General features: G+C 67.8%; 16 protein-coding genes and 2 pseudogenes. 7 read left to right on the forward strand and 11 right to left on the reverse strand.

Translation table 11 applies throughout. The features are described 5' to 3' along the window. Positions 1–12 precede the first annotated feature (12 nt). Genes OID54_RS20565 through OID54_RS20575 form a run of 3 tightly spaced genes read left to right on the forward strand, consistent with a single transcriptional unit; the run spans position 13 to position 9,259 of the window. Positions 13–3,654, forward strand: a complete 3,642-nt coding sequence (locus tag OID54_RS20565; protein WP_329021536.1) for an AAA domain-containing protein — start codon at positions 13–15, stop codon at positions 3,652–3,654. Continuing rightward, on the forward strand, positions 3,651–6,821 hold the full coding sequence (locus OID54_RS20570) for a hypothetical protein (RefSeq protein WP_329021538.1): 3,171 nt from the start codon (positions 3,651–3,653) through the stop codon (positions 6,819–6,821). Before OID54_RS20565 ends, OID54_RS20570 begins: the two co-directional genes overlap by 4 nt. 38 nt (positions 6,822–6,859) lie before the next feature. Further along, positions 6,860–9,259 carry an ATP-binding protein gene (locus tag OID54_RS20575; protein ID WP_329021539.1) on the forward strand — a complete coding sequence of 800 codons (2,400 nt, stop codon included), beginning with the start codon at positions 6,860–6,862 and terminating at the stop codon, positions 9,257–9,259. Positions 9,260–9,449: 190 nt separating this feature from the next. Here OID54_RS20575 and OID54_RS20580 read toward each other — a convergent pair whose 3' ends face one another. Together OID54_RS20580 and OID54_RS20585 are read right to left on the reverse strand one after the other, a co-directional pair. After that, positions 9,450–10,982 (reverse strand): ISL3 family transposase, encoded by a 1,533-nt coding sequence (locus OID54_RS20580; RefSeq protein ID WP_329027667.1) that lies wholly within the window; start codon positions 10,980–10,982, stop codon positions 9,450–9,452. Positions 10,983–11,015: 33 nt separating this feature from the next. After that, a complete protein-coding gene (locus tag OID54_RS20585) occupies positions 11,016–11,561 on the reverse strand; it encodes an ATP-binding protein (RefSeq protein ID WP_329021540.1) in 546 nt (181 codons plus the stop codon). A 285-nt stretch (positions 11,562–11,846) separates the two neighbouring features. Here OID54_RS20585 and OID54_RS39235 point away from each other — a divergent pair. Then, positions 11,847–12,490 (forward strand): annotated as a pseudogene (locus OID54_RS39235) (hypothetical protein); the annotation flags it as partial. Here OID54_RS39235 and OID54_RS20595 read toward each other — a convergent pair. The 8 genes from OID54_RS20595 to OID54_RS20630 form a co-directional block, all read right to left on the reverse strand. Continuing rightward, complete coding sequence (locus tag OID54_RS20595) at positions 12,428–13,408, reverse strand: thiopeptide-type bacteriocin biosynthesis protein (protein WP_329021542.1); 981 nt, start codon at positions 13,406–13,408, stop codon at positions 12,428–12,430. The pseudogene OID54_RS39235 and the gene OID54_RS20595 sit on opposite strands and share 63 nt — an antisense overlap. Positions 13,409–13,429: 21 nt before the next feature. Continuing rightward, complete coding sequence (locus OID54_RS20600) at positions 13,430–14,590, reverse strand: lanthionine synthetase C family protein (RefSeq protein ID WP_329021543.1); 1,161 nt, start codon at positions 14,588–14,590, stop codon at positions 13,430–13,432. Then, positions 14,587–17,580 carry a lantibiotic dehydratase gene (locus OID54_RS20605; RefSeq protein WP_329021545.1) on the reverse strand — a complete coding sequence of 998 codons (2,994 nt, stop codon included), beginning with the start codon at positions 17,578–17,580 and terminating at the stop codon, positions 14,587–14,589. Before OID54_RS20605 ends, OID54_RS20600 begins: the two co-directional genes overlap by 4 nt. Before the next feature lie 67 nt (positions 17,581–17,647). Continuing rightward, a complete protein-coding gene (locus OID54_RS20610; protein WP_329021546.1) occupies positions 17,648–17,809 on the reverse strand; it encodes an FxLD family lanthipeptide in 162 nt (53 codons plus the stop codon). Positions 17,810–17,874: 65 nt separating this feature from the next. Beyond that, a complete protein-coding gene (gene fxlM / locus OID54_RS20615; RefSeq protein WP_329021547.1) occupies positions 17,875–19,125 on the reverse strand; it encodes a methyltransferase, FxLD system in 1,251 nt (416 codons plus the stop codon). A gap of 361 nt (positions 19,126–19,486) precedes the next feature. Then, positions 19,487–20,419, reverse strand: coding sequence for an endonuclease/exonuclease/phosphatase family protein (locus OID54_RS20620; RefSeq protein WP_329021550.1), 933 nt, complete (start codon positions 20,417–20,419; stop codon positions 19,487–19,489). Between the two features lie 197 nt (positions 20,420–20,616). After that, positions 20,617–21,099 (reverse strand): hypothetical protein, encoded by a 483-nt coding sequence (locus OID54_RS20625; RefSeq protein WP_329021552.1) that lies wholly within the window; start codon positions 21,097–21,099, stop codon positions 20,617–20,619. Next, the gene (locus OID54_RS20630; RefSeq protein ID WP_329021553.1) at positions 21,096–21,596 is read right to left on the reverse strand and encodes an ATP-binding protein; all 501 of its coding nucleotides are present in this window, start codon (positions 21,594–21,596) and stop codon (positions 21,096–21,098) included. Before OID54_RS20630 ends, OID54_RS20625 begins: the two co-directional genes overlap by 4 nt. A 162-nt stretch (positions 21,597–21,758) precedes the next feature. On the opposite strand from OID54_RS20630, the pseudogene OID54_RS20635 reads away from it, so the two are divergent. Next, positions 21,759–21,923: pseudogene (locus OID54_RS20635) on the forward strand (helix-turn-helix domain-containing protein); the annotation flags it as partial. Here OID54_RS20635 and OID54_RS20640 read toward each other — a convergent pair. Further along, on the reverse strand, positions 21,873–22,085 hold the full coding sequence (locus tag OID54_RS20640) for a hypothetical protein (protein ID WP_329028036.1): 213 nt from the start codon (positions 22,083–22,085) through the stop codon (positions 21,873–21,875). The pseudogene OID54_RS20635 and the gene OID54_RS20640 overlap by 51 nt on opposite strands. 63 nt (positions 22,086–22,148) lie before the next feature. Here OID54_RS20640 and OID54_RS20645 point away from each other — a divergent pair, with 63 nt between their 5' ends. Together OID54_RS20645 and OID54_RS20650 are read left to right on the forward strand one after the other, a co-directional pair. Continuing rightward, positions 22,149–23,162 (forward strand): hypothetical protein, encoded by a 1,014-nt coding sequence (locus OID54_RS20645; RefSeq protein ID WP_329027668.1) that lies wholly within the window; start codon positions 22,149–22,151, stop codon positions 23,160–23,162. Next, entirely contained in the window at positions 23,159–24,043 is an 885-nt protein-coding gene (locus OID54_RS20650) for an aminoglycoside phosphotransferase family protein (protein WP_329021554.1), read from the forward strand. Before OID54_RS20645 ends, OID54_RS20650 begins: the two co-directional genes overlap by 4 nt. The last annotated feature ends 33 nt before the right edge of the window (positions 24,044–24,076 follow it).

Genomic DNA, 24,076 nt, shown 5'->3' on the forward strand with positions numbered 1-24,076 from the left:
GATGGGGAACCGGTGGACGTACCTCTGGACGACACGCCCGCGGAGGTGGTGGACTCGCTCTTTGTTGGGCCCAAGGCTCTTTACGGCCCGTACGAGGTCGTTGCGGGACCGGAGACGGTGTTGGACAAACGGCTGTTGCGAGTGACGGTTCAGCGGCCCGGAGACGATTCCGACACCCGTGAGGTGTCGCTGTTCCTCGATGTCCACTCCATCGCCGGTGAGTTGTGGGAACACGAGGTCCGAAGCCTACTGCGGCTACAGGCGTTGGGACACCCGGCGCTACCGGAAATCGTCGACGGCAGCTTCGACGTCGCAAAACACGTCGCCTTCACCATGACGCGGGAGGAGGGGACCCCGCTGAACATGGCCTGGGAGGACGACTTCCCCCAATGGGCGGCCGAGTACCGGATCCCCGCCTTCGAGCAGTACAGCCTGCTCGTCGACGCGCTCAGTCAGCTGCACGGTTCCCGCATCATGCACCGCAATCTGACCCTCGGGGCGATCAGGGTACGGCGGGACGCGAGCGATCCGGCCCGGACCACCCTCGCCCTGGCTCGCTTCGAGATGAGCGCTCTGCTCGGCAATCTGTTGCGCTCCATGAATGGCCCGGACCAGGCCGCGAAGTATCGCGAACTGGTGACCACCCTGTATCTCACCCCGCCTGCCGGTACCGAGCGCGCCCAGCACCTGGCCTATCTCGCTCCGGAGACCTATCCGTCGCTGTTCGACGACGACCTGGCACCACGGCGGGACTGGCACAGCACCGACGTCTTCGGTTTGGGGGTCTTCGGCTGGGAGCTCTTCTGCGGCCCGCTCTCGATCGTGCTTCCCGGCCCCTACTCGGCGGTCGCCAACGCCGAGGACAGTGCCCTCCCGGAAGCCCTCGGGGTGCTGCACTCGGCGATGCGCTCCCATCTGAATGTCTCGAATTCGGTGCCGCGCGCACTGCGCATGGTTCTGCTCGACATGCTCGATCCCCAGCCGGTCGGCCGGACCTCTTCGTTCGCGGCCGCCCGCGCCCTGGAACAGAACTGGGACAACATCTGCGGCGTGTGGGAGGAGCGGAAGGAAGAGGAGCGCGCTTACCTGGTGGCGTTCATGCCCGAGCAGTCCGTGGACACCCTCTACCGCAACCGCCAGTGGATCTCGCACAGTCCCGAGGAGCCTGCGGGCCGCGACGAACTCCAGGCCTTTCTAGAGAACGAGCTGCGTCAGGCCGAACTGGTGTGGAGCCAGGGCGGGGCCGAAGGATTCGTCCCGGGCAAGGAGATCGGTCTCAAGGAGGCCGAATGGGTCCTCATCGGCGAACAGGCGGTCTGGTTCTGCGCCTTTCTCTACGACGAGACGCTCACCGGCCGCCGCCGTACCGAGCACAGGGAAACCCTCGTCATCAAGTACCTGCTGGACCGGCGGTTCGCCCAGGAAATCCTCGCAGCGCGTCCCAGGCGCCGTGTCGGCCGTCTCGATCTGGTGTCGTTCAGGGTGGGGCAGGACCTGAGCCGCAAGCGGGCCGGACGGCCGTCATGGGAGACGCTGACAGACTCGGTGCGGTCCGGTCGCGTCCTGCAGAACCCTGGGGACAGGGAACTGTTGCGGTCCCTGACCTTCATGCTCGAATATCAGCGCATCGCCCAGCGTGCCCGGCAGTACCCCTTCCTGCGGACGGATGACGGCACTGGCGGCACCCAGGTGCTCCAGTACGACGCGCCCCGGGACCGTTCCTTTCTGCACGGGTCCCCCCTGCTCACCGCCTATGCGGCCGACAGGGGACGCAGGCCGCTCCTGGGCGACTTCGCCAAAGCGCTCCTGGAGGAGAACGAGAACGGCACGGTCGACCTGTCCGTGGTGTCCGGCGAGGGCACCCCGTACTTCGGACGGGACAAGATCACCGTCAGGTTGGAGGCCAGACTCGACGACGATTCCGTGCGGGTGACCCGGCCTGGGGGCGGGTCGATACCGAGAAGTGGCTGGCTGCGCCCGGCCGGTGACAGCGGCACAGCCGTCCAACTGGGCCGCCAGGCACGCGGCCTGGAGTCGCTGCGGCAGAAACCGGGGCTGATGCGAGCGCTGCACCGCCCCGCCTCGATCGATCTGGGCCGGGGGCGGTGGAGCGAGGAGGACGAAGAGGACGAACAACTTCTGGGTCAGGCACCAAGGATCATCCAGGACATGCTGGCGCTGCACCCCTTTTACGCGCTCCAGGGGCCGCCGGGCAGTGGCAAGACCACGGTCGCGGCGCGCGCCCTCCAGCGATATCTGCGCAACGAGCGGGGAGCGCGAGTCCTGGTCAGTGCCCAGTCGAACTTCGCTCTGGACCACCTCGGGATGCGGCTGACCAAGCAGCTGAGGAAGGAGATCGCGGACGACCGTATCTTGATTCTCCGTGAACTCCCGGACAGTAAGGGTCCCGAGGATCTGCCGAAGTCGCTGCGCCCGCACACCCTCGAAGCCCTGACGGCGAGGCTGGTGAAGAATATCCGTCAGACGGCCGAGCGGCTGAAGCGCGACTCGCGGGAGGCCGGAGAAGTGTTCACGTCCGCCGAGGAGGCATTGGTCGACGAATGGGTGCGTAAGGCGGAATCCAACCAGCTCGAACTCTCCGAGCGGATCAAGGCCGGCGCCAGCATCGTGCTCGCCACCTGTTCCATCGCCGGCACCATCACTGACAATGTCCGCGACCCCTCCGATGTTTTCGACTGGGTCATCATCGAGGAAGCGGCCAAGGCCTGGCCTACCGAGATCATCATGCCGCTCGTTCTCGGCGTGCGCTGGACGCTCATCGGCGATCACCGGCAGCTTGGCCCGCACCGGCTTAGCGATGTCCAGAACTTTCTGGACACGCTCGAGGGCAATGAGAGCGAGCACATCAAACGCCACTTCGAGGCGAAGGACCGCTATCTGGAGCATCTGGAACTCTTCGGGTCCTTCTTCCAGGACCGGCCCGAGCCCTCCGCCGCGAAGGCAAAGCCGCCTCTGGACAGGCTGGACATGCAGTTTCGTATGCATGGGGACATCGCCGAGCCTGTGGCCCGCACCTTCTACCCGCGGCCCCCTAGCGGGGACACATCCGGGACCGACCACACAGGTCTGCCTGTCAGCTTCCTGCAGTCGGCCGAAGGCACCCGCCGGGCCCACCGGTTCAGGGAGCCGAAGTATTTGCGCGGTGCCCCGCTGGTATGGCTGGACACCTCCACCCGCACTGACTGCGATGACACTCCGTACTGGACCAACCAGGGGGAGATCAAGCTGGTGGAAGAGCTGGTCGAGAAGTTGGTTGGGTCCGCGCGCAATCCGGACGACACGCCGCTCGCCGTGCTGACCCCCTACGCCGGGCAATTGCGGGAGATGAATAAGCGAGGATCACTGAGCGGACTGGTGCATACCGTCCACTCCTTCCAGGGCAACGAGGCGGAGCGCGTCGTGGTGTCCCTGGTGCGTTCTACGGTGCATGGGACCAGCCCGCGGAACAACGTCGGGCACGTCGCTCAGCCCGAACTCGTCAATGTGCTGCTGTCCCGCTCCATGGATCTGCTGGTGGTGGTGGGTAATCTGCCGCACTTCGAGCGGTACGGCGGCAAGAGCTGGGAAACCGTCACGGCTGCTTTCACCTACTTCGGGAAGATCGTCGATGCGGCGACCGGGGAGGTGCGGTGAGCCAGATCGCCGAGATCGCCGTGCCCTGCCGGGTGGTCACGCTAAAGGTGATGCTCGGGGCGGAATCCGGTGCCACCACCTTGGAGGACCTCGTGGCGAGAGCCGTCGTTGCCGGTCGCCGGAGCGTCGAGGAACAGGCCGGTCTCTTCTCGCTGCCTCACCGGGTGATGCTGGACGTCGTCCACGGGCTCTGGAGCAAGGGCTACGTGTCCGTTGACTTCTCCGAGGGGACGCTCGAGGTCACCGATATGGCCAAGGAACTGATCGCAAGCGGAGCCTCTCTCCAGGACGCCTCGTCGCGGCTGGAGGACCGCAAATTCCTGTTCGAGCCGGTCACCGGCATCATGTTTCCCCATGACCTGGGACTGCCCTGGGCCCCGCGCGGCAGTCTGCAGATGCCGGTCAGCCAGGGCATCAGTGCGAGCGACCTGCCCTCTGCAGAACTGCTCCGCGTGGTGCGGACTGCGGTCCGGCACGACCAGCGTACGAAGGGTTTCCGGCAGAACGTGCTGGATGTGTCCTTCGGCAACCCGATGCTGAGCGATGACGGCAGCACCCGCTGGCTCTCGGTACAGGCCACCGTGTTCAGGGATCCGGACACCAGGCGGCTGTCGGTACAACTGGCGGACACGCCCGGATGGAACCAGCAGGCCCGGGCACGGTTCCAGGCCCAGATCGCCGAACTGGCCGAGCGGCGCCCAGACAGTTCGTTCATCACGGAGCTGGACGGCCGGGCCGCCTTGCGGCCTCCCCCACCGGAGAACCTCAGTCGGCTGGTGACCCGAATGACTGAGCTGGTCGAACAGCTGGCGGGGACCGAGTTCCCGCAGATGGGGCTGAAGCAGCAGGAACTCGTCACGGTCGCACAGAAGATCGGTGAGCGGGTGGACGACGCCGAGCGCTTCCGGGCCGTGGCGGAGGTCGTCGCGGCCGGTGCGGGGGTCCGCTGGGTGCTGGATGATCTCATTCGTTCCGCCGAGCACCAGCTGGTGATGTCCGTGCCCACGATCGAATACGGATGTCTGAACGACATCCTGCCGGACCTGGAGGACGCGGCCGGACGGGGTGTCACTCTGGTGTTCCTCTGGGGGCCCAGCATGGCCGCGGACTTGGCGGACAAGGTCAAGACGGCTCTGTTCGACCTCCGGGCACGGTATCCGGAGCAGGTGCTCATCGCGGACCGCAGTGCCCGCACCACGGCATCGGTGGTGATCCAGGACGATCAGCGCGCCTACGTCGGCTCGCAGGGTGTATTGACCTTGGGAGCGGGCACCGGGGTCCTGGTTAGGTCGGCCACCGACGGGTCCGAGCCGCCGCTTTGCGTGGTCGACCTGCTCATCTGGGCCCGGCGCAGCTATCCGTACTGGCGGATTGGCCAGCGCATTGCTTTTCGCGCCGAGGAGTTCCGCCGCACCGGGCAGCCGGCGGCCGGTGACGCAGGCTGGTTCGCGACCGAGAGGCTGCCGGGTCTCCCGGACGGCTGGGAGGCGGACGAAGTCGCCGCGCGCGCGGTGTGGGCGGATGCCTGGAGACGGGAAGGCCGCCGGTTCGCCGCCGCCGTCGCAGAAGTGCACCGCGGGCACCCCATTGTCCGGATGACCAGCGACGCGGCCTACCGCGATCTCGTCCAGTACGCACTGCACAGTGCGGCGGATCGGCTGGCAGTCACCGATGACCATGCCGAGAACGAGATCTGCGGCGACAGCCTGGCGCGTGTGCTGCGGGCCAGAATGGACGCCGGGGTCGTGGTGCACCTCCACCACCCGGTGCTGAGCCGGGCGGCCGGGCTTTCCCAGGCGTACGCGGATGTGACCAGGGACCTTGGCCACCTGCACACACTGCGCCAGAGCAAGGCACGGGCCCGCGCCGTGGTCCACGACCATGAGGTCCTGACCGGTAGTTACTCCCCGCTCGGGGACCGTACGGCCCGCTCCTCCATGGGAGCGCGCAGCGGGCACGTCGGTCTGCACATCACCGGGTCGGCCTTCACCGAGGCCTTCACACGCGAACTCGGTATCGCCGACTGGTACGGCAGCGCCCAGGAGCCCCCGCCGGCGGGGGCCGGGAGCGGCCAGGCCGCCGCGGACCCGCTTTCCGTGCTCGCCGGACCCCCCGACCGCGAGGTTCCCTGGATGATCCTGGAGGACCGCCGCGCCGCGGGAGTGCCCGATCACGTGCTGCGGGCAGAGGCCGCGACGACGCTGCGCGACCACACCTCGCCTGGTCCCGACCGCGACAGCTGGGCGAACTGGCTGCTGGAGGACGCCTGGCGCAGGCACGCGTTCGTGGAGGCATGTCTGCTCTCCCAGTATCTCGGCGAGGACACCGTTGTACCGCCCGCCCTTGGCGTGGTGGCGGTCCCTGTGGAGCACGGGCCCGTCGGTGAGCTGCTCTTCTTCGCGGCGATGGAACTGCAGGACAGGAATGCGCATCGTACGGTCGCACTCATCGGAGCGATCGCTGAGTTGCTGCTGTGGGGCGGACCGGGGGGCGCTGAGACGTACGACATGCTCATTCAGGGCGGCGCGGGCACGGATCGGCTGCCGTCGGCCTGGCTGGCTCTCGGGGAGCGGGCGAGGGAGTGTCACGTGGACGGCGTAAAGCCTTTGCCGCTCGAGGAGCTGGCCCGGCGAGCCGACCTTGATCTCAAGGCGAACCGCGCCGCCGCGGGCTGGAGTGATCTCGCACGTCGTATCGGCGACCTCAAAGAGGCCCGGCAGGCATTCGCCTTCACCTCAGGCCGGTACCTGCATGACAGCCTTGTCGCTGCCGACGGTTTGCTGTCCCGGATTCTTGCCGCCGCCAGCCCGGGCACCACGGCCGGGGCCCGACAGGCGCTGGCCGAGTCACTCCCGAAGGACGTCCGCAAGGAACTGAACCGCATCGTGGCGGACGGAGGCTATGACGCCATCAACTGGAGCAACCACCTTGCGTTCGCGGAGAAGATCAAGCACTGCCTCAGGGACGCCCGTGAACTGGCGCGGCTCTCGGCCGCTGTCGAGGCCGGGATGGCGGGGAACCCGGTCGGTTTCGTCCACGCGGAACTCGCGCGCACGGTCGCGAGCAGTTGGGACGAGCTCTTCCGTGAGACGGAGGCGCTCGGGCCGCTGCTCCAACTGCCGGGGATGGCGCTTCTCAAGCAACTCAGGCCGTTGGACCGCTCATAGCGCACAGCGCATGGCTCACAGCTCAGAAGGAGCAGACCGTGAACACACCCCTGCGTGATCTGCTGGCGTCCTGGCCCGGACGGTTCCGGCACCGGGGTGTCCTGCTGGCTCTGCACGGCGGAGCGGAGGAACCCGTCCCCAGTGAACTGGGGCTGGCCGTCCTCGACGGATTCGGTCGGCGGGATCCCGCTGGGACATGTGAACAGCTCATCCTGGAGGGTGAGTTCACAGTCGCGGAGGTGATGCTCAAGGACTGCCCCGATCTGGGTCCGCGCACACGTGACCTCCGCCAGCTGCTCGTGACGGCGCGAACCCGGAGCCTGGAGGTCACGCGTCTGGAAGGCCGGACGCACTCTCGCCGGGCGGCGGCCGCCGGAGTGGACTTCGCACTGGACGACATCGAGGACATTGGCCGGACGGCGACGAGCAGCTGGCCGCGGGCCCTGGCGCTGCTGGGCCGGCGTGCCGCCGAACTCGCCGGACTGATCGAGGAGCGCGAACGTGAACTCCGGAAGCGGATCGCCGGTCACGAGGGGACCACGCCGACCCCCGGACCGGCCCTGGAGACGCTCATCAAGGCCGGTCACCTCAGCACCGTCCGGTCGCTGCTGGACCTTGAGCCGACGGGCGTCCCGCTTCCCGAGTCGGTGCCCCCGCTGCGCGCCTGGACCTGGCGCGAGGACAGCCCGGAGGACCTGCTTCGCTGTCACCTGGACCCCTCCAGACACCGCCCCGCGGGGTTCTCGCGCTGGGAGGCGGCTGATGGCGCCGGGCCGCTCCTGGAGGCCTACGGTGAGCTCCACCAGGACAGCGTGGCCTCCGTCGCCCGCTTCGCGGCCGCGCTGGGGCGTTTCCTCGGTGACGACGGACCGGAGCCCGCAGTCGATCGGTTCGAAGGCGGGTACCTGACATCCGTGGGTGGTCTGTTCACGGGCGCGCCGCTGTCCCGGCTCCACCCCACCGGGCGCATCGACCTTTTCGTGGCAAGCCCGGACACGGACACTCCTCCCGCCGGCCTGGTCACCTTGCCGCCACACCTGGCAGTCGGCCCCGCCTTGGAGCGCTCCGGCTACCTGGATCGCCAGAGGAGCGCCGTGGTGACGCTGCGCGACATGCTGCGGCTGGTCGTCGTCTCCGAGCACAGGGCCGCCTCCCTTGTCAGGGTCGCGGCCCAGCAGTGGCCGGTGACTGCGCTTACCGGCGAAACGGCCAAGGAGTTCCACCGGGTCCTCGGCGGCGACAGTGGTACCCGCTGGCAGACTCTTCGCTGGATCCTCGACCTGACGGCGACGGGGGACGCTGTCACCGCGGACGTCATGTCGTCCTGCACGGAGATGGACGCCGGGCTGTTGCTCGTCATGCTCGATCGGGCTGGTCGCTCGGAGGGCCGGGGATGGTGGGGTACGCCGAATCCGGACCTGCATGTGTCCTGGCAGGAGGACATCGCTCTGATGCGGTCACTTGAGGACGAACTCCTCTCACGATGTCCGGACATCGCCGCCCAGGTCGCCTTCTGGGCCGCGCTGACAGTGGGAACGGCGGACGGCCGCGCTGACCTCGACGACATGGTGGCCATGGCGGAGAGCTCGGTGGAAGGGCGTGACGCGGGGGCCGCCGTGGTGAACGGGGCGGCCGCCCTGGAAGGGAACGGGACCTTCGTCAGGGACGCGAGCGGTGATCTGTTGCTGAGGCCGTGCGGGGTGACCCGGGCGCTGGCGTCCATCGCAGAGGAGCGGCTGACCCGGGCGGCGCAACGGCTTCCCACTGGTGCTTCCGGGCAGTCCGCCCGTGCGGAACTCGACATGTTGGAGGGCTGGCATTCGAACCGCTACTTGCTCACTCCGTCCTTCCGGGATCACCAGCTCCTGGTCCGGTCGGGCAACGCGACTCAGGCCGAACTGCTGGAGAGCACGCGCGCCGTACGCGCCGACACGCAGGCAGCGGCCCCCGTCGGTTCCGCCGGCACGGCCGTTCTCGACATCCTGCTGGCCTCCATGGCGGCTGAGTTGCGCGGCCACCGCCCCGAGGTACGCGTTGAGGCGCGTGCCCCCGACCGTACCCGTATTGATCTCGGGGATGACAGCCTCCGGGTCATCCTGTACGAGCTCCTCGAGAACGCAGCCGAGGCAGTGGGGCCGCAGGGCGGTGGCACGGTGCAGGCGTTCGTAACTCAGGAATACCCGGATGTCATCGTCGACATCCGGGACAGTGGCCCGGGGCTGCCGCCGGAGGTCCATGGCCGTGAACACCAGGTATTCCGCCGTGACTGGTCAACGCGGGGCCCCGGGCGTGGTGCGGGCCTGTTCCGAGTCAGGCACATCCTGCGTCAGCTGCCCGGTGGGGAGGCCGACATCACCGCTGTGCCGGGAGAACCGACGCACCCTACCCTGAGGGGGGCTCACTTCCGCCTTGTGCTCCCGGCTGCCGACTATGGATGATCGCGGTTGTTGTTATGGCGAGAAGCGGCCCCTTGGACCGAACATCGCGCGTTCTGGCAAGGATGTGGCACGCGCGTCCGATCTCCTTGTCCGTTGCTGGTGCCGGCCCCATCGATCACGGTGCGTGCACACTTGGACGGGACTGTAAAACGTGGCTCTGTCTCACATTCGGTGGTGACGGAGGGTGGCGTTATCCGAGGAGGATGCGGTGGCGGAGGAGGTTGAAGCCTGCTCGTCCGTGCATCTGGCGGGCGATCCGTTTGGTCTTGGTGTTGATGCCCTCGGTGGGGCCGTTGCTGTAGGTGAGTGTGACCGCGGCGATCACAGCGTTGCGGTCTCGCTCGAGGCCGCGGGTGAAAGCGTGCAGGTACGGCAGGTCGGCAGTAAGGACCTGGGTGATCCAGCGATCGAGCGCGTCGGCGTTCTCTGGCTGAGGTTTCAGGAGCGGGGCGAAGGTCCGGACGGCGGTGGCCAGGTGGGTCATCTCGGGGCAGGCAGCGGTGAGGCGGGCCAGGAGATCGCGATGTCCGGCCTTGAGGTTCTCGGGCCTGGTCAGCAGCATCCGGGCCAGCCTGCGTGGGGAGATGTGACTGCGGTCGGCGTCCGCGCGGCCTTGGTTGATGTACTTGTGCAGGAGGTTGAGGCAGCCTGTGAAGCCGAGGGCCTTGATCTCTTCGAAGAGGTTCTGGACGGGGACGGCGGGGTCTTCAGCCCGGCGTTTGCGCAGGTGCTCGCGGTGGGGATCGACGAGGCTGGACCGGTATTTTGGGACGCGGAGCATCCGCTCGGGCCGGTCGGCTCGGGCATAGCGTTTGACGGTGTTCAGGGCCAGTTGCAGGCGGCGGCCGCATTCGAGGAGGCCCACGCCCTGGTTGAGCAGGTCGTGGACCTGATGCCAGCGTTCCAGTGTGGTCTGTGCGCGCGGTCCGTCATACAAAGGTGCGTCGAGTACGGTGGCCCAGCAGTTGCTGTGTGCCTTCACCTCGCTCAGGGCGACTTCGCACAAGTTGTGCCACACATGCCAGCGGTCACCGACCTGCACGGCGTCGGGCAGGGCCCGGCGGATGGCTTCCGCGTAGGTGGTCGATCCGTCACGACACACGACCTCGACGCCTGGGTGGGCACGCAGCCACGTTTCCAGAGTGCCGGCGGTGCGGTCGGGCAGGACATCGATCCGTTCATGGGTCTCCGCGTCGATCACCACGGTGGCATAGTGGTGCCGTCGGCGCAGAGCGAAATCGTCGACGCCGATCACTCGAGGAATCCGGCTGGCCGGCAGAGGGATGCTCAGCAGGGCACGGAGGGCTGTGTGTCGGGACAGACCCATGGCCATTGCCGCCAGTAAACGCGCTCCAGCCCGGCCCGCTAACTCCTTCACCACCGCCTTGACCTGCCTGGTCAGACGGGTAGTACGCCGCTGATAGCGCTGCAGCACCCCGGGCACTTGCTCGCGGAAGGTCTGACAGCACCCGCGCGTGGGACACACCAGACGTCGCACCCGCACGCGGAGCACGATCTGCCGGCCGTCGACTGGCACATCGGCCACCTTCCGCCAGTGATAGCCGTGCACCTGCCCTGACGGCACCCCGCACGCCGGGCAGGGCGCGGGCTCTTTCGGGGTCCGCGCCCTCACTACGACCCGCCCGCCCTCATCGACCACATCCTCAATGACCAGCGGAGATATGCCCGAAAACACCATCTGCACAAGCTCGTTGACGTTCATCACACCGACATCAACGACCTTAGCCACCCTCCGTCACCACCGAATGTGAGACAGAGCCGTTCGATTGACAGACCCGATCTTGACAGTGGAGTCGCCCTTGCGGAAGTAGATCTCTCCACGACTCAGCCCGTATGACTCCTTAGGGTGGAAGTCTTGCCGGACGAGGGATGGTGTGCGGCGCTTGCGCCGTTTCAGGGCTGCTCGGACCAGCACCAGCGCGAACCAGCGGGGCTCGCCGGTGTACCGGAGCTGGTGTTGCACGATGTCTACTTGGAGGTCCAGGCCGCTGCCGCGGCGGATCTTGTCACGGAGAAGCTTCGCGTCGTAGGAGAGTTCCTCAGTGAGGCCGACTGGTACCCAGGTTTTGTCCTGTACCCCGATCACCAGGTAGCCGCCGCTTGTGTTTTTCATGGCCAGCGCGTCCCTGGTGAAGGTTGCGATCCCGTAGTCGTTGTCTAGGTGCAGTGCCTGCTTGAAGTCCAGCCACTCGCACTCGCCGCGACAGTCGATGAGGTACTTCAGCGCGTCAAGGCTGAGGTCGCCCTCGCGCACCATTCTCTCGATCTTGGACAGGTTCACGCTGCCGCTCCTTCCCGCTCGGAGCGAGCAGCGTACTGCCTGTACTCCGGTCCAAGTGTGTCGAGTTGGGGTGCGCGCACCATCGCTGACTCCAGCTCTGCATCCCTTGCCGGACCTGCAAGATCAATCGTGATGCGGCAGTGAGATTTCGTGGTTGGCCATGTATCTGCCTGGCCGTGGTGCCGTCGGAGGTTGCCCGTTTTGATGCGCCTTGCACCGCGCGCTCACTGAGGAGTTGTGCCAACGGCTGTTGCGTATTGATGCCTTACTTGGCCTTGGTGGGCTGGATCTGGACGAGAGCACGTCGTCGCGTGTACGAGAATCGCCACGGTGGAACAGGTGGACGCAAGGACCGATCTACTCGTACCGCGATGGCGGCTGATGGTTCTTCCCGGCGCGTACGGGCCGATGCGCCCGGAGGAACTGTCGGAGCTCCGGCGCCGGGGCGTCGACCTGGACGAGCTGACGATCCGGCTACGGATGGCGGCTCCGGAGCTGATGAGCGGGAAGCAGGCGGAGGGGCCGACGAAGTCCGAAGCCGGTACGCGTGTGGTGGTCCTGCCCGGCTCCCTGCGCGAATGACCTGGGACCGGAGCGGGCTGCCGGATGGCTTCCGCTTCTACGATCTTCGGCACACGGGGCACACCCTGTCGACGCGGTCGGGCGCGACGCTCAAGGACACGATGGTTCGGGCCGAGGGCAATCTGGATCGCGGCGTTCTGATCTTGCTGGGCCCTGGTGAGCAGACCGCCCCACTCGGCGATTTCCTGGCGGGCACGCTCCTCGCGCGATTGGAGCGGCGGCACCCTTGCAGTCCAGCGCGAGCCCCACCAGATCTCGGCAACGCCGGGACACCGACGGCCGAACTACTCGCCAAGGATTGTGGTCCTTGCTGCTCGTGCCATGGCGCTCTGTTGAGGCCCAGGTAGCCCCGTTCGGTTCCAGTGGAACAGGACATGCCGTTCTGTGATGTCTCGTATGCCTCGTTCGAGGTAGTTGGTGCGGGCGGCCTCGCCTAGCTGCTTCCCAGCGCTGTGGAAGGCTTCGAACCATGACGACAGGTCTGCGAGCGGCCCACCGGCTTTGAGGAGACTGCTGTCGCGCCCTACGTCGAGGGCCAACAGCTTCAGCAGATCGGGCTTCATCGCGCGGAGCCGATTCAGCGGTGTGTTGGGTGCGAGCGGTCGGCGGCGCTCCACGTTGTGCCAGATGTCGCCTTGCTCGGACCACTCCTGGCCCGCCCCGCGCATGAGGGTGCTGAGGAGTAAAAGGGAGAGTTCTTTCCGGCCAAGGGGAAGCGTCGCTTGGCCGGAATGGCGACTGATGTATGTCAGTATCTCGCGGCTGTCTGCGTGGAAGAGGTGGTGGGCGATGTCGATACCTGCAGGTCCGCCGAGCACGTAGGTTTCGGGTTCGTAGATCGACTCCTGCCAGCGGTCGGCGGCGCCTTGGGCGGCCATGGCGTCGAACTCCTCCGTCATGAGGTTCTGTACTGCGCTGACAGAGGCCGAGGGGCCGGGCCGGATGCGAAAACGCCAGCAGGGAAACTTGCGCACGAACCACCACGCAGCGATGGTGCCTTCGGCCTCTGCCTGCTGGAACACCGGCCAGAGATGGGTGATGACGGACTGCTCCGCTGTGTGCCAATCCCGGAACTGGACGTACACCTGGAGCCAGTCGGGCTGGGTGCTGGCGTCGAGGGCGGCCCGGCCGGCGGATTGGTAGACGTCGATCGCCTCTTCGAGGCGACGCACATCCAGGGAGGCGTCGGCTGCGGCCTTGGAGACAGGGGTTCCACCGAGAACGGCGTGTATGGCTCGTTCGATCTTCCCGGCTGAACTGTGCATGTGGGCCTCCTCGTGGGAGCGTCAGGTGATCAGGAGGCTGGCGTCCCACACGGAGGCCGGGATGCCGCCGTTTGCGGACGCTTCGAGGGCGAGTGCCGCTCCGGTTGGGCCGCCCAGGAAGCCGTTTTCGCGGGTCGGGTCTTGGGCGAGTAGCTGATTTCGGAGCTGGGCGAGGGCCGTAGTGAAGATGCCGGATGGGGCGTCCTGGGCGGCGCGGTGGGTGATTTGGAGGAGGCCGGCTGTCCCGTGGCAGAGGCCGGACTCCTGGACCCGGGCCATCTGGACGGGGTCGGTCAGGCAGCGGAGGAGGGCGTCCTCGGCCATGCGCTGGCGTTCGGTTTCCTGGAGGGCGAGAGCGGCGAGTTGTTGGGCACGGGCGAGGCCGGGAGTGGCGTAGCACCAGGACGGTGGGGCCGGCTCGGGCTGGAGGAGGGTGCCGGTGTGCTGCTCGGGGAGTGTGATCCAGCGTGGCCACCACAGACCCGTGGTGTCTTCTCGACGGAGGCCGTCCAGCCAGGCGCAGATTCTGGTCATGGCCTCGACGTGGCCTTCGACGGTGATGCCATGGCGTTTGGAAAGGGCGAGGAGCGCCAAGGGGCCGGCGATGCCGTGGGCCATGCCGACGTTCGCGTGGCCGTCGCAGAACAGGTCCGAGGGGGTTGTGGTGGGGCCGTGGTTCACCCACCAGCCGGGGAGCTGGGCTGGGTCGCCGGCGAGGGGCTGGACCAGTCGGACGAGGTAGGAGAGCACGCCTTGAAGCTGCGGGCCGAGGGGGTCGCGGCGGAGCCAGTAGGCGCCCAGGCCGGTCAGCCCGTACAGCACGTCGAACTCGGTGGCTTGGGGTCGCTCACCCCGATCGATCCGAGCGTTCGCCATGGTCAAGCGGCGGTCCGTGACTGCGGCGACGCTGGCGTCCAGGGTGTGGAGAGCGCCCGCGTACCGGTCGGTGCCGGCGGCGGCCGTGTGGAGGACGAAGGCGACGGCGGGTGCTCCGAAGAAGAGGGAGGCGTCGTCCCCAGCGAGGAGACCGTGGGCGGTGACGGTACGGAGAATGCTGTGGACGTCGTCCCAGGTGCCAATGCCGCTGTGGGCTCGTTCGATGAGGAGCAGAGCTTCTCCGGCCGCGCCTCGGGACAGTGATTGGGAGCGGGCCGCTCCTTCCGTCGACCTGGCGGTGTTCACGGCGTGCCTCCCTTCCGTTGAGCGAGCCAGGAGAGAGCAACGGCGCGCGCGAGGCGACGGCACTCGCTCTCGCACTCCTCGTCAATGCCGATAGCCCGGATGTGGTGCATGTGGAGCAGGGACGCAAGCACGGAGTCCGGGTCGTGGTCGGTGGATGCGTCGAGCTGGGATCGGTAGGAGATCAGGACGGCCCCACGGTGGGTCCACGCTGAGGTCACCGCGGCCGGGGTATTGCCAGGGGCGGCGAGGTGCAGGACCTCTCCGAGGACGGCGCGGGGAAGAGCCGGCCCAGGCACTCGGTCGGTGTGGTCGGTCAGCCAGCGCATCCCGGCCTCGGTGCTGCCGGTGAAGGCGCTAGCCAGGTCGACGAGGCTCGCGGCGGTTGCCGCCTGTGGATGGAGACCGTGTTCGGGGGTGAGCTGCGCGATCACGGCGGCGGAGTCGGCTGCGAAGACTGCTTCGGCTGCGGACATGGTCGGGCCAGCACCGTAGCGGCCGGTCTCGTGGAAGTAGGTGTCCCACTGGAGACGGTTGAGCAGGCCGTCTTGTCGCAGCGCCTCGGCCCAGGCGGCGACGCGTTCGGCGGTCGCACCGAAGTCCTTCGCTCCGGAGAGGCGGAAACGGAGGCGTAGATGCGGGTTCGGGTCGCGGTAGCGCACGAACCACCACTCGGGCGGGTCCGGCCACGTCTCGAAGAGCCGGGGCAGGTGCGCTACCAGGAGGGAGGTGAAGCGATCCGGGTGGGCGTACAGCTTGGCGTAGGCCCAAGGGCTGCTTCCTGGGAGGTGCCCGTGGGAGCTGCTGACCGTTCCGGCGGCAGGGGGAGGAGTGGGTGCCTGGGTGGAGGCGAGCGCCAGGGTTATCTCGTGGGCGCGTCCGCCGAACCATCCGTACGCGGTCGGCTCCGGTGCCTCATACAGGGTGGCGTGGCCGGTGCGGCCTAGCTCATCCCTCACGAGCTGGAGATGGCTCTCCGTGTTCAGGTCCACGTGCAGACGCTGGTCGGAGTCCCCGAGGCAGACGGTCTCCGGTAGGCCGTACCGGGCTCGCCAGGAGTTGCCGTCGACCAGATCCTGTGTGGTCACTCGCCACCGCGCGGCGGAGAGCACGGTGCGGCCGTAGCGAATGCGGGGGAGGTACGGGAGGCGGTTGGCGGCTCCCCAGGAGAAGGGGGACAGGACGGCGGCGTGGGAGCGGGGAAGCTCGGAGAGGAAGCGCGCCAGGGGGTGGGTGACGTTGGTCAGCTGCACCGCGTTGAGCAGGGCGGGTTCGACGGCTCGGCCGCGGGAGAGTGAGACGAGGCGCAGGCCCTGGATGTCGCCTCGTACGGCCAGGTCGTCCAAGGGGAGTCCGGGCCGGTGCTCGGCGAGGGAGATCACCGCCGGAAGGACCTCGGGTGTCCTGCCGACGTTCTCGGTGCGTGGCCACAGCGGTGGACTGGATACCTGGGCTCGCAGCGCGCCGACGGTGAGCGTGGGCAGCGTCGAGTATGTGGTGGCTACGCGGTCGCGGTCCATTCCGTCGAGGAGGTCGAGGAAGCGTCCGGTGACGGTCCCGGCTCCGAGAGAGAGCCCCTTCAATACGAGCCGGAAGTCGCCGCTGTTCAGCGCGGCGCGGGTCGGAGCGTGGACGTGAAAGGACAGTTCGGTGTGGGGAGGCAGTTCGGCTGGAGTGCCGACCGATAGTCGGCCGAGGTCGTGGTCGGTGAGCACGACCTCGCGGGCTCCCTCGGCGGTGGCCCGTTGCACCAGAGCGAGGAGTTGCTCGTCCTGATCGGTCAGGTGCGGGGCGGGCTTCTCCAGCAGCGATCCGCGGTATCCGGCGGGGAAGCCGAGCCCCCGGGTCGGATCGATGAGTTCCCGTACGGGGACGAGGGCGCCTGGCCCGTACCGTTCCAGGAATCTGCCGAGGTAGTCGCGCCACACGGGCGGCCCCGATGGCAAGGGGCTCAGACGGACGATGGCCCCCATCGCCTGCTCTGCCTCTCGCGCCACCTCCAGGGGAAGGACGACATCGCAGTCCAGCCGGAGATCGACGGCCAGCGGCTGCTCCACGACATGGCTCAGGGACGTCATCCGCTCGGTGACGGACGCCCGGACAGCGGATCGTGCGGCAGGCGCGACGCGGTTGTGGCGTGCGAGCGCCTCCTGGATCTCGTAGAGGTGACGGACCGGCTCTTCCACCTCGGGGATGGTGTGCGCCCGTACGGTGATCAGTTGTTCCGTCACATGACCGAGCGCGTCCGTGACCGTCATCGGCGACCGCAGGCTGGTGATCAGTACGCGACGGGCGACGAGTTCGTTGAGCAGCTCGTCGACCGTCGTGGCCGGTACTCCGGGATACTCGGCGGCGATCTTCTCCGCCAGGGTGCCCACAAGCAGCGGTGACCGGGCGGCGTTCAGAGCGATATCGACGGCCCTGGTGTGGCGCAGGCTCACCTCGGCGGGCCCGTCCCCCTGCCCTTGAGGCTGCTGCTGGTGAGGCACGACGAGCTGCCCGTCACGTACGAGGCAGGTGTTGTCCGCCAAGACCGGCAGACGGCGCAGCAGCTCGGGGCACGACTCCAAGGAGGTGATCACGTCCGACAGCCAGACGGCGTCGGCCCGTGCGACGGCCTGGTGCTGATCGCCCCAGCGCAACGAGGTCTCGGCACCGAAACGGGCGGGGGCGACGCCGGCGAAGAGGCCGAAGGGGGTGGCCCGGTGCCGCATCCGCAGGAGGTAGCGGGCGAGGGACATCCCGGCCTTGCGGATCTGGCGTGGCCTTTCGATCTCACCCGCCCGTATCGCACGTAACCGGCGGGCGAGAAGAGGGCTCGCCACTTCGATGGCCTCCGCTACCGGCCCCTCGGACCAGGCGGTGGTCAGCCAGTCCCGCCACTGGTCCCTGTCCGCAGGCGTGTTGCCCTGTGCGTCTGGCCACGGCGACAGTTCCAATCCGTCCTGGTACACGGCGGCGCGGATCAGCGCGGCATCTGTGGAGTGGTACAAACGTCCTCCCCTCAGGGGTGCGGGGGCCGGTGCCCGAGCCTCACGAGACTCGGGCACCGGCCGGGTGTCAGCCGTTCAAGCAAGTGCTGTTGGAGCAGGCGCTCTCACAGGTGCTGGTGCAGTTGTCGCTGGTGTCGTTCATCAGCTCGGGGATGATCCGGCCCTGCGCGACGATGCTGATGTCCAAGTCGAAGTCCGACGGGGACAGCGCAGTGGTGCTTGCTTCCATCTCGGGGTTCCCTTCTTTCAGACGGGTGGTGCTGGGCTTCCTGTCCTCACAGCCTGGATCGGCTGTCAGGGCCAGGAGATCGTGACCCGCGTGTGCCGCTTGTCGATCACGCGGCCGGCGGGGAGAAGGTCGTCGGCTGTTGCCGCGGGGAACGCCTCGATGCGCGCCCGGTCGGTACGGTGCTCGCGGTCCCAGGTCTGGATCTCCTCGGCCAGGCGCTGCGCGACCTTGCTGGCGTCGGGACCGTGCCCATACACCCCGAACTCGAACAGGGTTCGTTCCTCGCTCGTCGGTCGTACGGTCCGGTAGGCGAAGCTGTCGCCGTCGACGAGCGTGGCGACGCCGATCGGGGAGACGGAGGCGACGATGCCGCGTTCGCGGGCACCCAGCTTGGCGCTGAGGAGCGTGAAGCCGTCCAAGGCGGTGGCCAGCCACAGATCCAGGTTGTCGTTCGACTCGAAACCGCCGATGGTCACGCCCGTCCACACCTCGGTGCGCGGCTGGTGCAGGGCGTCCCGGAGGCGGCCCCCGTTCACCTGCTGACCGTCGTCCAGCTTCAGCGCGACCTCCGCGCCCTCCTCGTCATGGAGGGGAACGAGCCGCATCCGGTTCTCGCCGACACCCTGCATCGGCACGAAGCCGCACAGCTCGTACTCCCGGCTGACGAGACGGTCGCCGACCCGGTTGAAGGCGACCGACCGGGTCAGGCCGCGCATCCGCAGGGGCACGACGATCCGTCCGCCCTCGGCGAGCTGGTCCACCCACGCGGGCGGGATGTCCCAGGCCCCGACGGTGACGATGATCTTGTCGTACGGTGCGTGCTTCGGAACGCCGCCTTCGCCGTCGGCCAGGACGACGTTGACCCGCTCGTACCCGGCCTCGGTGAGGAACCGTTCGGCGCGGGCGGTGATGTCCGGGTCGATGTCCGCCGTGGTGACCTCGCCGGACTCGCCGACCAGCTCGGCGATGTACGCGGCGTTCAAGCCTCCGGAACCGATCTCCAGGACACGGTCACCAGGGCCGATCTCCGCCTGCTCCAGCATCAGGGCCTGCACCCGCGAGGCGGAGACCGAGCTGATGTGGACGCCGTCCTTGTCCTTCTTGGTGATCACCGCGTACTCGGCGGCGTACGCCTTCTCCAGCGGCACCTCGGGCGCGAAGACGTGGCGCGGGACCTTCCGGAGCGCGGCCTCGACGCCGGGGGTACGGACGGCCTCCAGCTCCCGCAGTTTCTCGATCATCTCCTCGCGAAGTTGCTCGATGCTGGTGGCGGACTGGCCTTCGCCGGGTTCCGTCGTACGGGACAGGTCGGTCACCTGGTATCTCCTTTGTGCTGTGCGCTCTGATCGGTAGGGCGGCGCTGGGCGAGTACCGGCGCGGGGTGCCCTGCTCCACGCGAGAAGGCGTGTGCCGCTTGTCCCGCGCCGGGGACGTGTTGCCGCTCGAACCTCAGGATCCGTGGATCGTGGCACGGTTGAGCGGCGGCCAGAGGAGTATGTCCGGCCGTCTTCACGAGATCCGGCGGCCTGATTCCATCCTGAGTTCGAAGGAGAGAGGCAACCGAATGGGCGCGTGCCGGCCAGTCCGACAACGGAGCGACTGCGCTCATTCGCCGGTTGATCTCTTCGACGGGCACCTCGGCGATCGTGATCGTCTTGAGGTTGAGGGCACCGGTGGTCATGAGGCCATCACGGCCTTCCCGGGAGTCTCCGTCCTGACCTCTGTGTCGAGGATGACGGGAAGGTGATCGGAGAGGGCGCGCACAGCGGGGCTGTCGTACGTCCGATATACGGTCGCGGGCAGACCGCGGATGAAGATGTGGTCCAGTCGAAGGGGTACGGGCTCGTTCGCGTAGGCGTAGCCGACGGTCGCCGCTCGATCCTCCCCGGTGAGGGATTGGGGATCGGCCCAGCCAGAATTGATCAGGACCTGGATCGCCCGTCGGTCCATGGCACCGAATCGGCCAGCGTCGTCGACCTGCCGGTAGCGCGAGTGGAGATTTCGCGGCACCAGATCCCAGTCCTCCGGGTCGGTGTCGTACGCCCCGGAGCAGTTGAGATCGCCCAGCAGCATCGCCCGGGACGGCATGCCGGGAAACGCTCCGGCGTAGTCGGTCAGCCAGCGGGCCTCACGTAGCCGGGTCTCGCCGTCGGTGTGGGTGAAATGGGTGGCGAAGGCGAGAAGGTCTCGACTGCCATCCTCGGCGCCGACGGGACGGAGGCGTGCGCGGATCAAGGCGTGGTGGAAGACCTCCACGCCCAGAATTCTTCGCCCGACCAGGTGCAGGGTGGATGGGCGGTACAGGAGGGCGGTGAAGTTGCGGCCGTCCCCGATGAACGAGCGGGCCATGCGGACGGGTGCCATGCCCAATGTGCGAGCCATCCAGAGCAGGCGGCGCTCCTCCTGCTCGTCCCACCCGGTGCACTCCTGGAGGGCGAGAACGTCGGGCTTGAGACCAGCCAGGATCTCCGCCTGCGTGTGCAGGCGCTCCTCGGAGGTTCCGTCCACGCCGCCGCAGTAGAGGTTCCAGGTCACGGCGCGGAGCTTCGTACCGGCCCTCTTGCTCGGAGGCGCATCGATCGCCGGGGCGGGCAGTTGGTGCAGGTTCATGGATCCCCATGGGTGGCGAGTTGTCGATTGCTTGCGGCAGCCCTCCTCGGCTCGCTTCCTGGCCGTGGAGGTGATCAGGCCGAAGAGAAGCCGGGAAGGACTCTGTGGTTCCTGAAGACGCACGGAGTGAAAGCCGGACAGGAACCTCGGTCCTTCGCTGTCCCTCCCCACGGGGCCGGGCGGACCGGGCGGTGAGGTCATTGCTGCAAGAGCAGCGGGTGGATCAACGGCGGCAGCGGCCAGCGCCAGTCGAGAGCCCGGCGGAGAAGGTCGGGGTCGACGAAACGGTCGTCCTTGTACGGCCTTAACCAGTACGGGCCTTGGCCCGAGGAGCCCCCTTGGCCGGGGAGCACAACCTTGCCGCGGCCCCGGCAGATGGCCAGCGGGTGACGCCACTCGCGGGCAGTGCCGGGCGGAACATGCCAGAGGAGGTACGGCCAGCGGGCATCCGTGTGGACGGGACCGCAGCCGTATTGCTGGTGCCGGTCCATCCACCGAAGCAGCGCCCGGCCGTCCATGCCACTCGTCGTGAAGACGATGTCGAACGAGACATCGACCGTCCACGCGTCCCGCTCCTGCACATGGCGGTCCTGGAAGAGCCGGATCCGCACGGCGAGAGCATCCATGTCGCTGACGGCATCCTGCGGAGGCAAGGCCAGTAACTCGGCCGGCAGGCTCACCGCAGTCCCCCCTCAGCGGCCACTCCTGTTTCCGGGCAGAGGAACTTAGCCCAGATGTCTTTGCCGTCCTTGTTCACCGAGACCCCGAAGTCGTCGGAGATGGACTTGACCAGGAGCAGTCCCCGCCCATCCTCCGAGGTTTCGTCCGGCTCGGTGGAGTCATTCGGTACGGTCGTGTCCGCGTCGGTCACCACCGCCACCAGCGCGCCCGGAATTCTCAGGACCAGCAGCTTGGCATCCTTCGCCGTGGCGTCGCGCGGATCCACCGCGTGGTCAAGGACGTTGGCGAGGAGTTCATCGATCGCCAGCACCATCCGGTCGCGTATGTCTTCGAGGTTGGAGACTCCCCACAGCACCAGATGGGCGCCGACGATGGACCGGACGATTCCCAGTGACTGCGGGGTCACCGTCAGGTCTATGTCGAGCGTGCCGGGCCGGCTGGTGGTGCCGGCACGCGTGCCGGGCACGGGCGGTGTCGCTGTGAGGAGGTCGGCCATCCTGATGTACTCCGCTCTGCCAGAAGCACAGCACCAAATTTCGGTTGCGGTGTGTACTGGTCTCGAATCGGTCAGCCACCATTCAGTCAGCACGGCGAAGGAATGTGCAGATCCCGATGCCGAGGGTTCCGTGCCTCGGCATCACGACTCGGGGGCAGAGGTATGCCGCAACCAGAGAAGAAGCTGAATCCTGCGGAGTCTCCCCGGGAGTGGTTCGGGAGCGAGCTGCGGCACCTGCGGAAGCAGGCCCGCCTCTCCGCTCGCCAGTTGGGCCGCTTAGTGCAGGTCAGTGACGACGTCATCCTGCAGATCGAGCACGGGAAGTACCCCCACTGCCGCCTCGAACTCGCCCAGTCGCTCGACCGGATCCTGGAGACCGGAGGGACATTCGAGCGCGCCTGGCCGATGGCCTTCCGGAAACCGGATGCCGAGAAGAAGGCCATTGATGCCGAGGAACAGCGTCGGAGGGCTGGTGAGGAAGGCGTTCACGGGGGTGGAGGGCGCATCCTGGGGAGAGCCGTCTCGCCTGTTTCGAACGGGAGTCCTGAGCCAGTGGATCGCCGTGCCTTTCTCTCTGTCAGCACCCTGGCAGCCCTCGCCCCACTCGACCTCGCCCGGCTCGTCGCGCCGACCACCCCGTACGAGCTGCCGTCCACCATCACCCCGGCCCATGTGGACCAGATCATCGCCGTAGCTTCCAACCTGCACATCTGGGACAACCGGTTCGGCGGCGGAGGACTGATCGGCGAAATGGGAAGCCGCGCTCTGGAGTGTGCGGTCGGCCTGCTCTCCGTCTCCTGCCCCTCGACCCTGCGCACTGAGCTGCTGGCCGCCGTGGCACGGCTGGGCATGGTCGTCGGTGCGACCCACTTCGACATGTACGCCCATGACGACGCCCGGGTCGCTTTCAAGGTCGCCGCTGACTGCGCTGAGGAAGCCGGCAACTGGCACCTTCGTGCCAAGACGTACTCCTTCCTCGCCCGTCAGGCCGTGTGGATCGGCGACCCCGACGACGGCCTGACCCAGGCGGAGAAGGGTCTGGTCCGCTCCGACCGGATCACCGCGACCGAGCAGGCGATGCTGCACACTGCCCGCGCCCGCGCGTTCGCGAAGATGCGGAATGTCCAGGCCGCACTCTCCGCCGTCGGTGCGGCCGACGACGCCTTCGCGCACTCGCGCCCGGAGGAGGACCCACCGTGGATGGCGTACTACGACGCCGCCCAGCACGCGGGGGACACCGCCCACGCCCTCTTCGATCTCGCACTCGTCGGCCAGGACCCGGCAGAGGCGGGCAAACGGTTCCAGTCCGCCGTCCGTGGTCACGGTGATGCCTTCGCCCGCTCCCGTGCCATCTCGTGCACCAAACTGGCCTCTTTGATCATGGTCAAGGGTGATCCCAGCGAGGCGGCGGCCATCGGGCACAGGGCGCTGGATGAGTCCGGTCGGCTCACCTCGCGGCGCGCTGCCGACGATCTGCGCGAACTGGCCCGGTACGCGGGCAAGCATCCGACGATCGGCGAGGCGGCTGCCCTGAGGGAACGCATCGCCGCCGCACTGCCCGCATGACGGCCACAGCGACGACCGGTCGGGCGGTACTGGAGGAGGCGTGCTCCGCTGTCGGCTTCGAGGCGACTGGCGCGGAGCCCCTGCGGATCGCCGAGAACCAGGTCTGGCGACTGCCGGGCCGTGTGATCGCGCGGATCTCCCGGCCGGGCCAGATGCCGGCGGCGGTCAGGGAGATAGGCGTGGCCCGGTGGCTCGCGGGCAGTGGCATCCCGGTGGTGAAACCGGTCGAGGTCGAGCAGCCCGTGGAGGCATCGGGCCACCCGGTTACCTTCTGGGCGGAGCTGCCACCGTACGAGCCCGGCACGGTCATGGACGTCGTCAGAATACTCACGCGGATCCACGCCCTGCCCGTCCCCGAGGGCTTTGACCTGGGCCTGCTGGACCCGTTCGTCCGCCTTGAAGAACGTATCGACGCCGCGAACACCCTGACGGCAGATGACCGGGGGTGGCTGCACCAGCGCCGCGAGGGTCTCCATGCCCAGTGGATCGCCCGACCCTCCGGTCGTCCTGACTGTCCCGTCCACGGCGACGCGTGGGTCGGCAATGTCGTCCGCACCTCTTCCGGCCCCATGCTCATGGACCTGGAGCGGTTCTCCGTCGGACCGCCGGAATGGGACCTTGTCTCGACCGCGGTGAAGCGGACGACAACCGGCACGATCGCGGCCGCCGAGTACGCCGAGTTCTGCCGGGCCTACGGAACGGATGTCACTGAGTGGGAGGGATATCCCCTCCTCGCCAGTATTCGGGAGCTCCGTATGGTCACCTATGCGGCCTTCCACGCCGCCAGGCATCCGGAGTGGACGGCCCAGGCGCAATACCGCGTCGACTGTCTGCGAGAGAGAGCTGGGCCTCGGCCATGGCGCTGGCACGGAATCATGTAGCGCCGGGCTACGGCGATTTCCACCGTGCGCCGG

It is taken from the genome of Streptomyces sp. NBC_00690, from assembly GCF_036226685.1.
GTDB lineage: Bacteria > Actinomycetota > Actinomycetes > Streptomycetales > Streptomycetaceae > Streptomyces.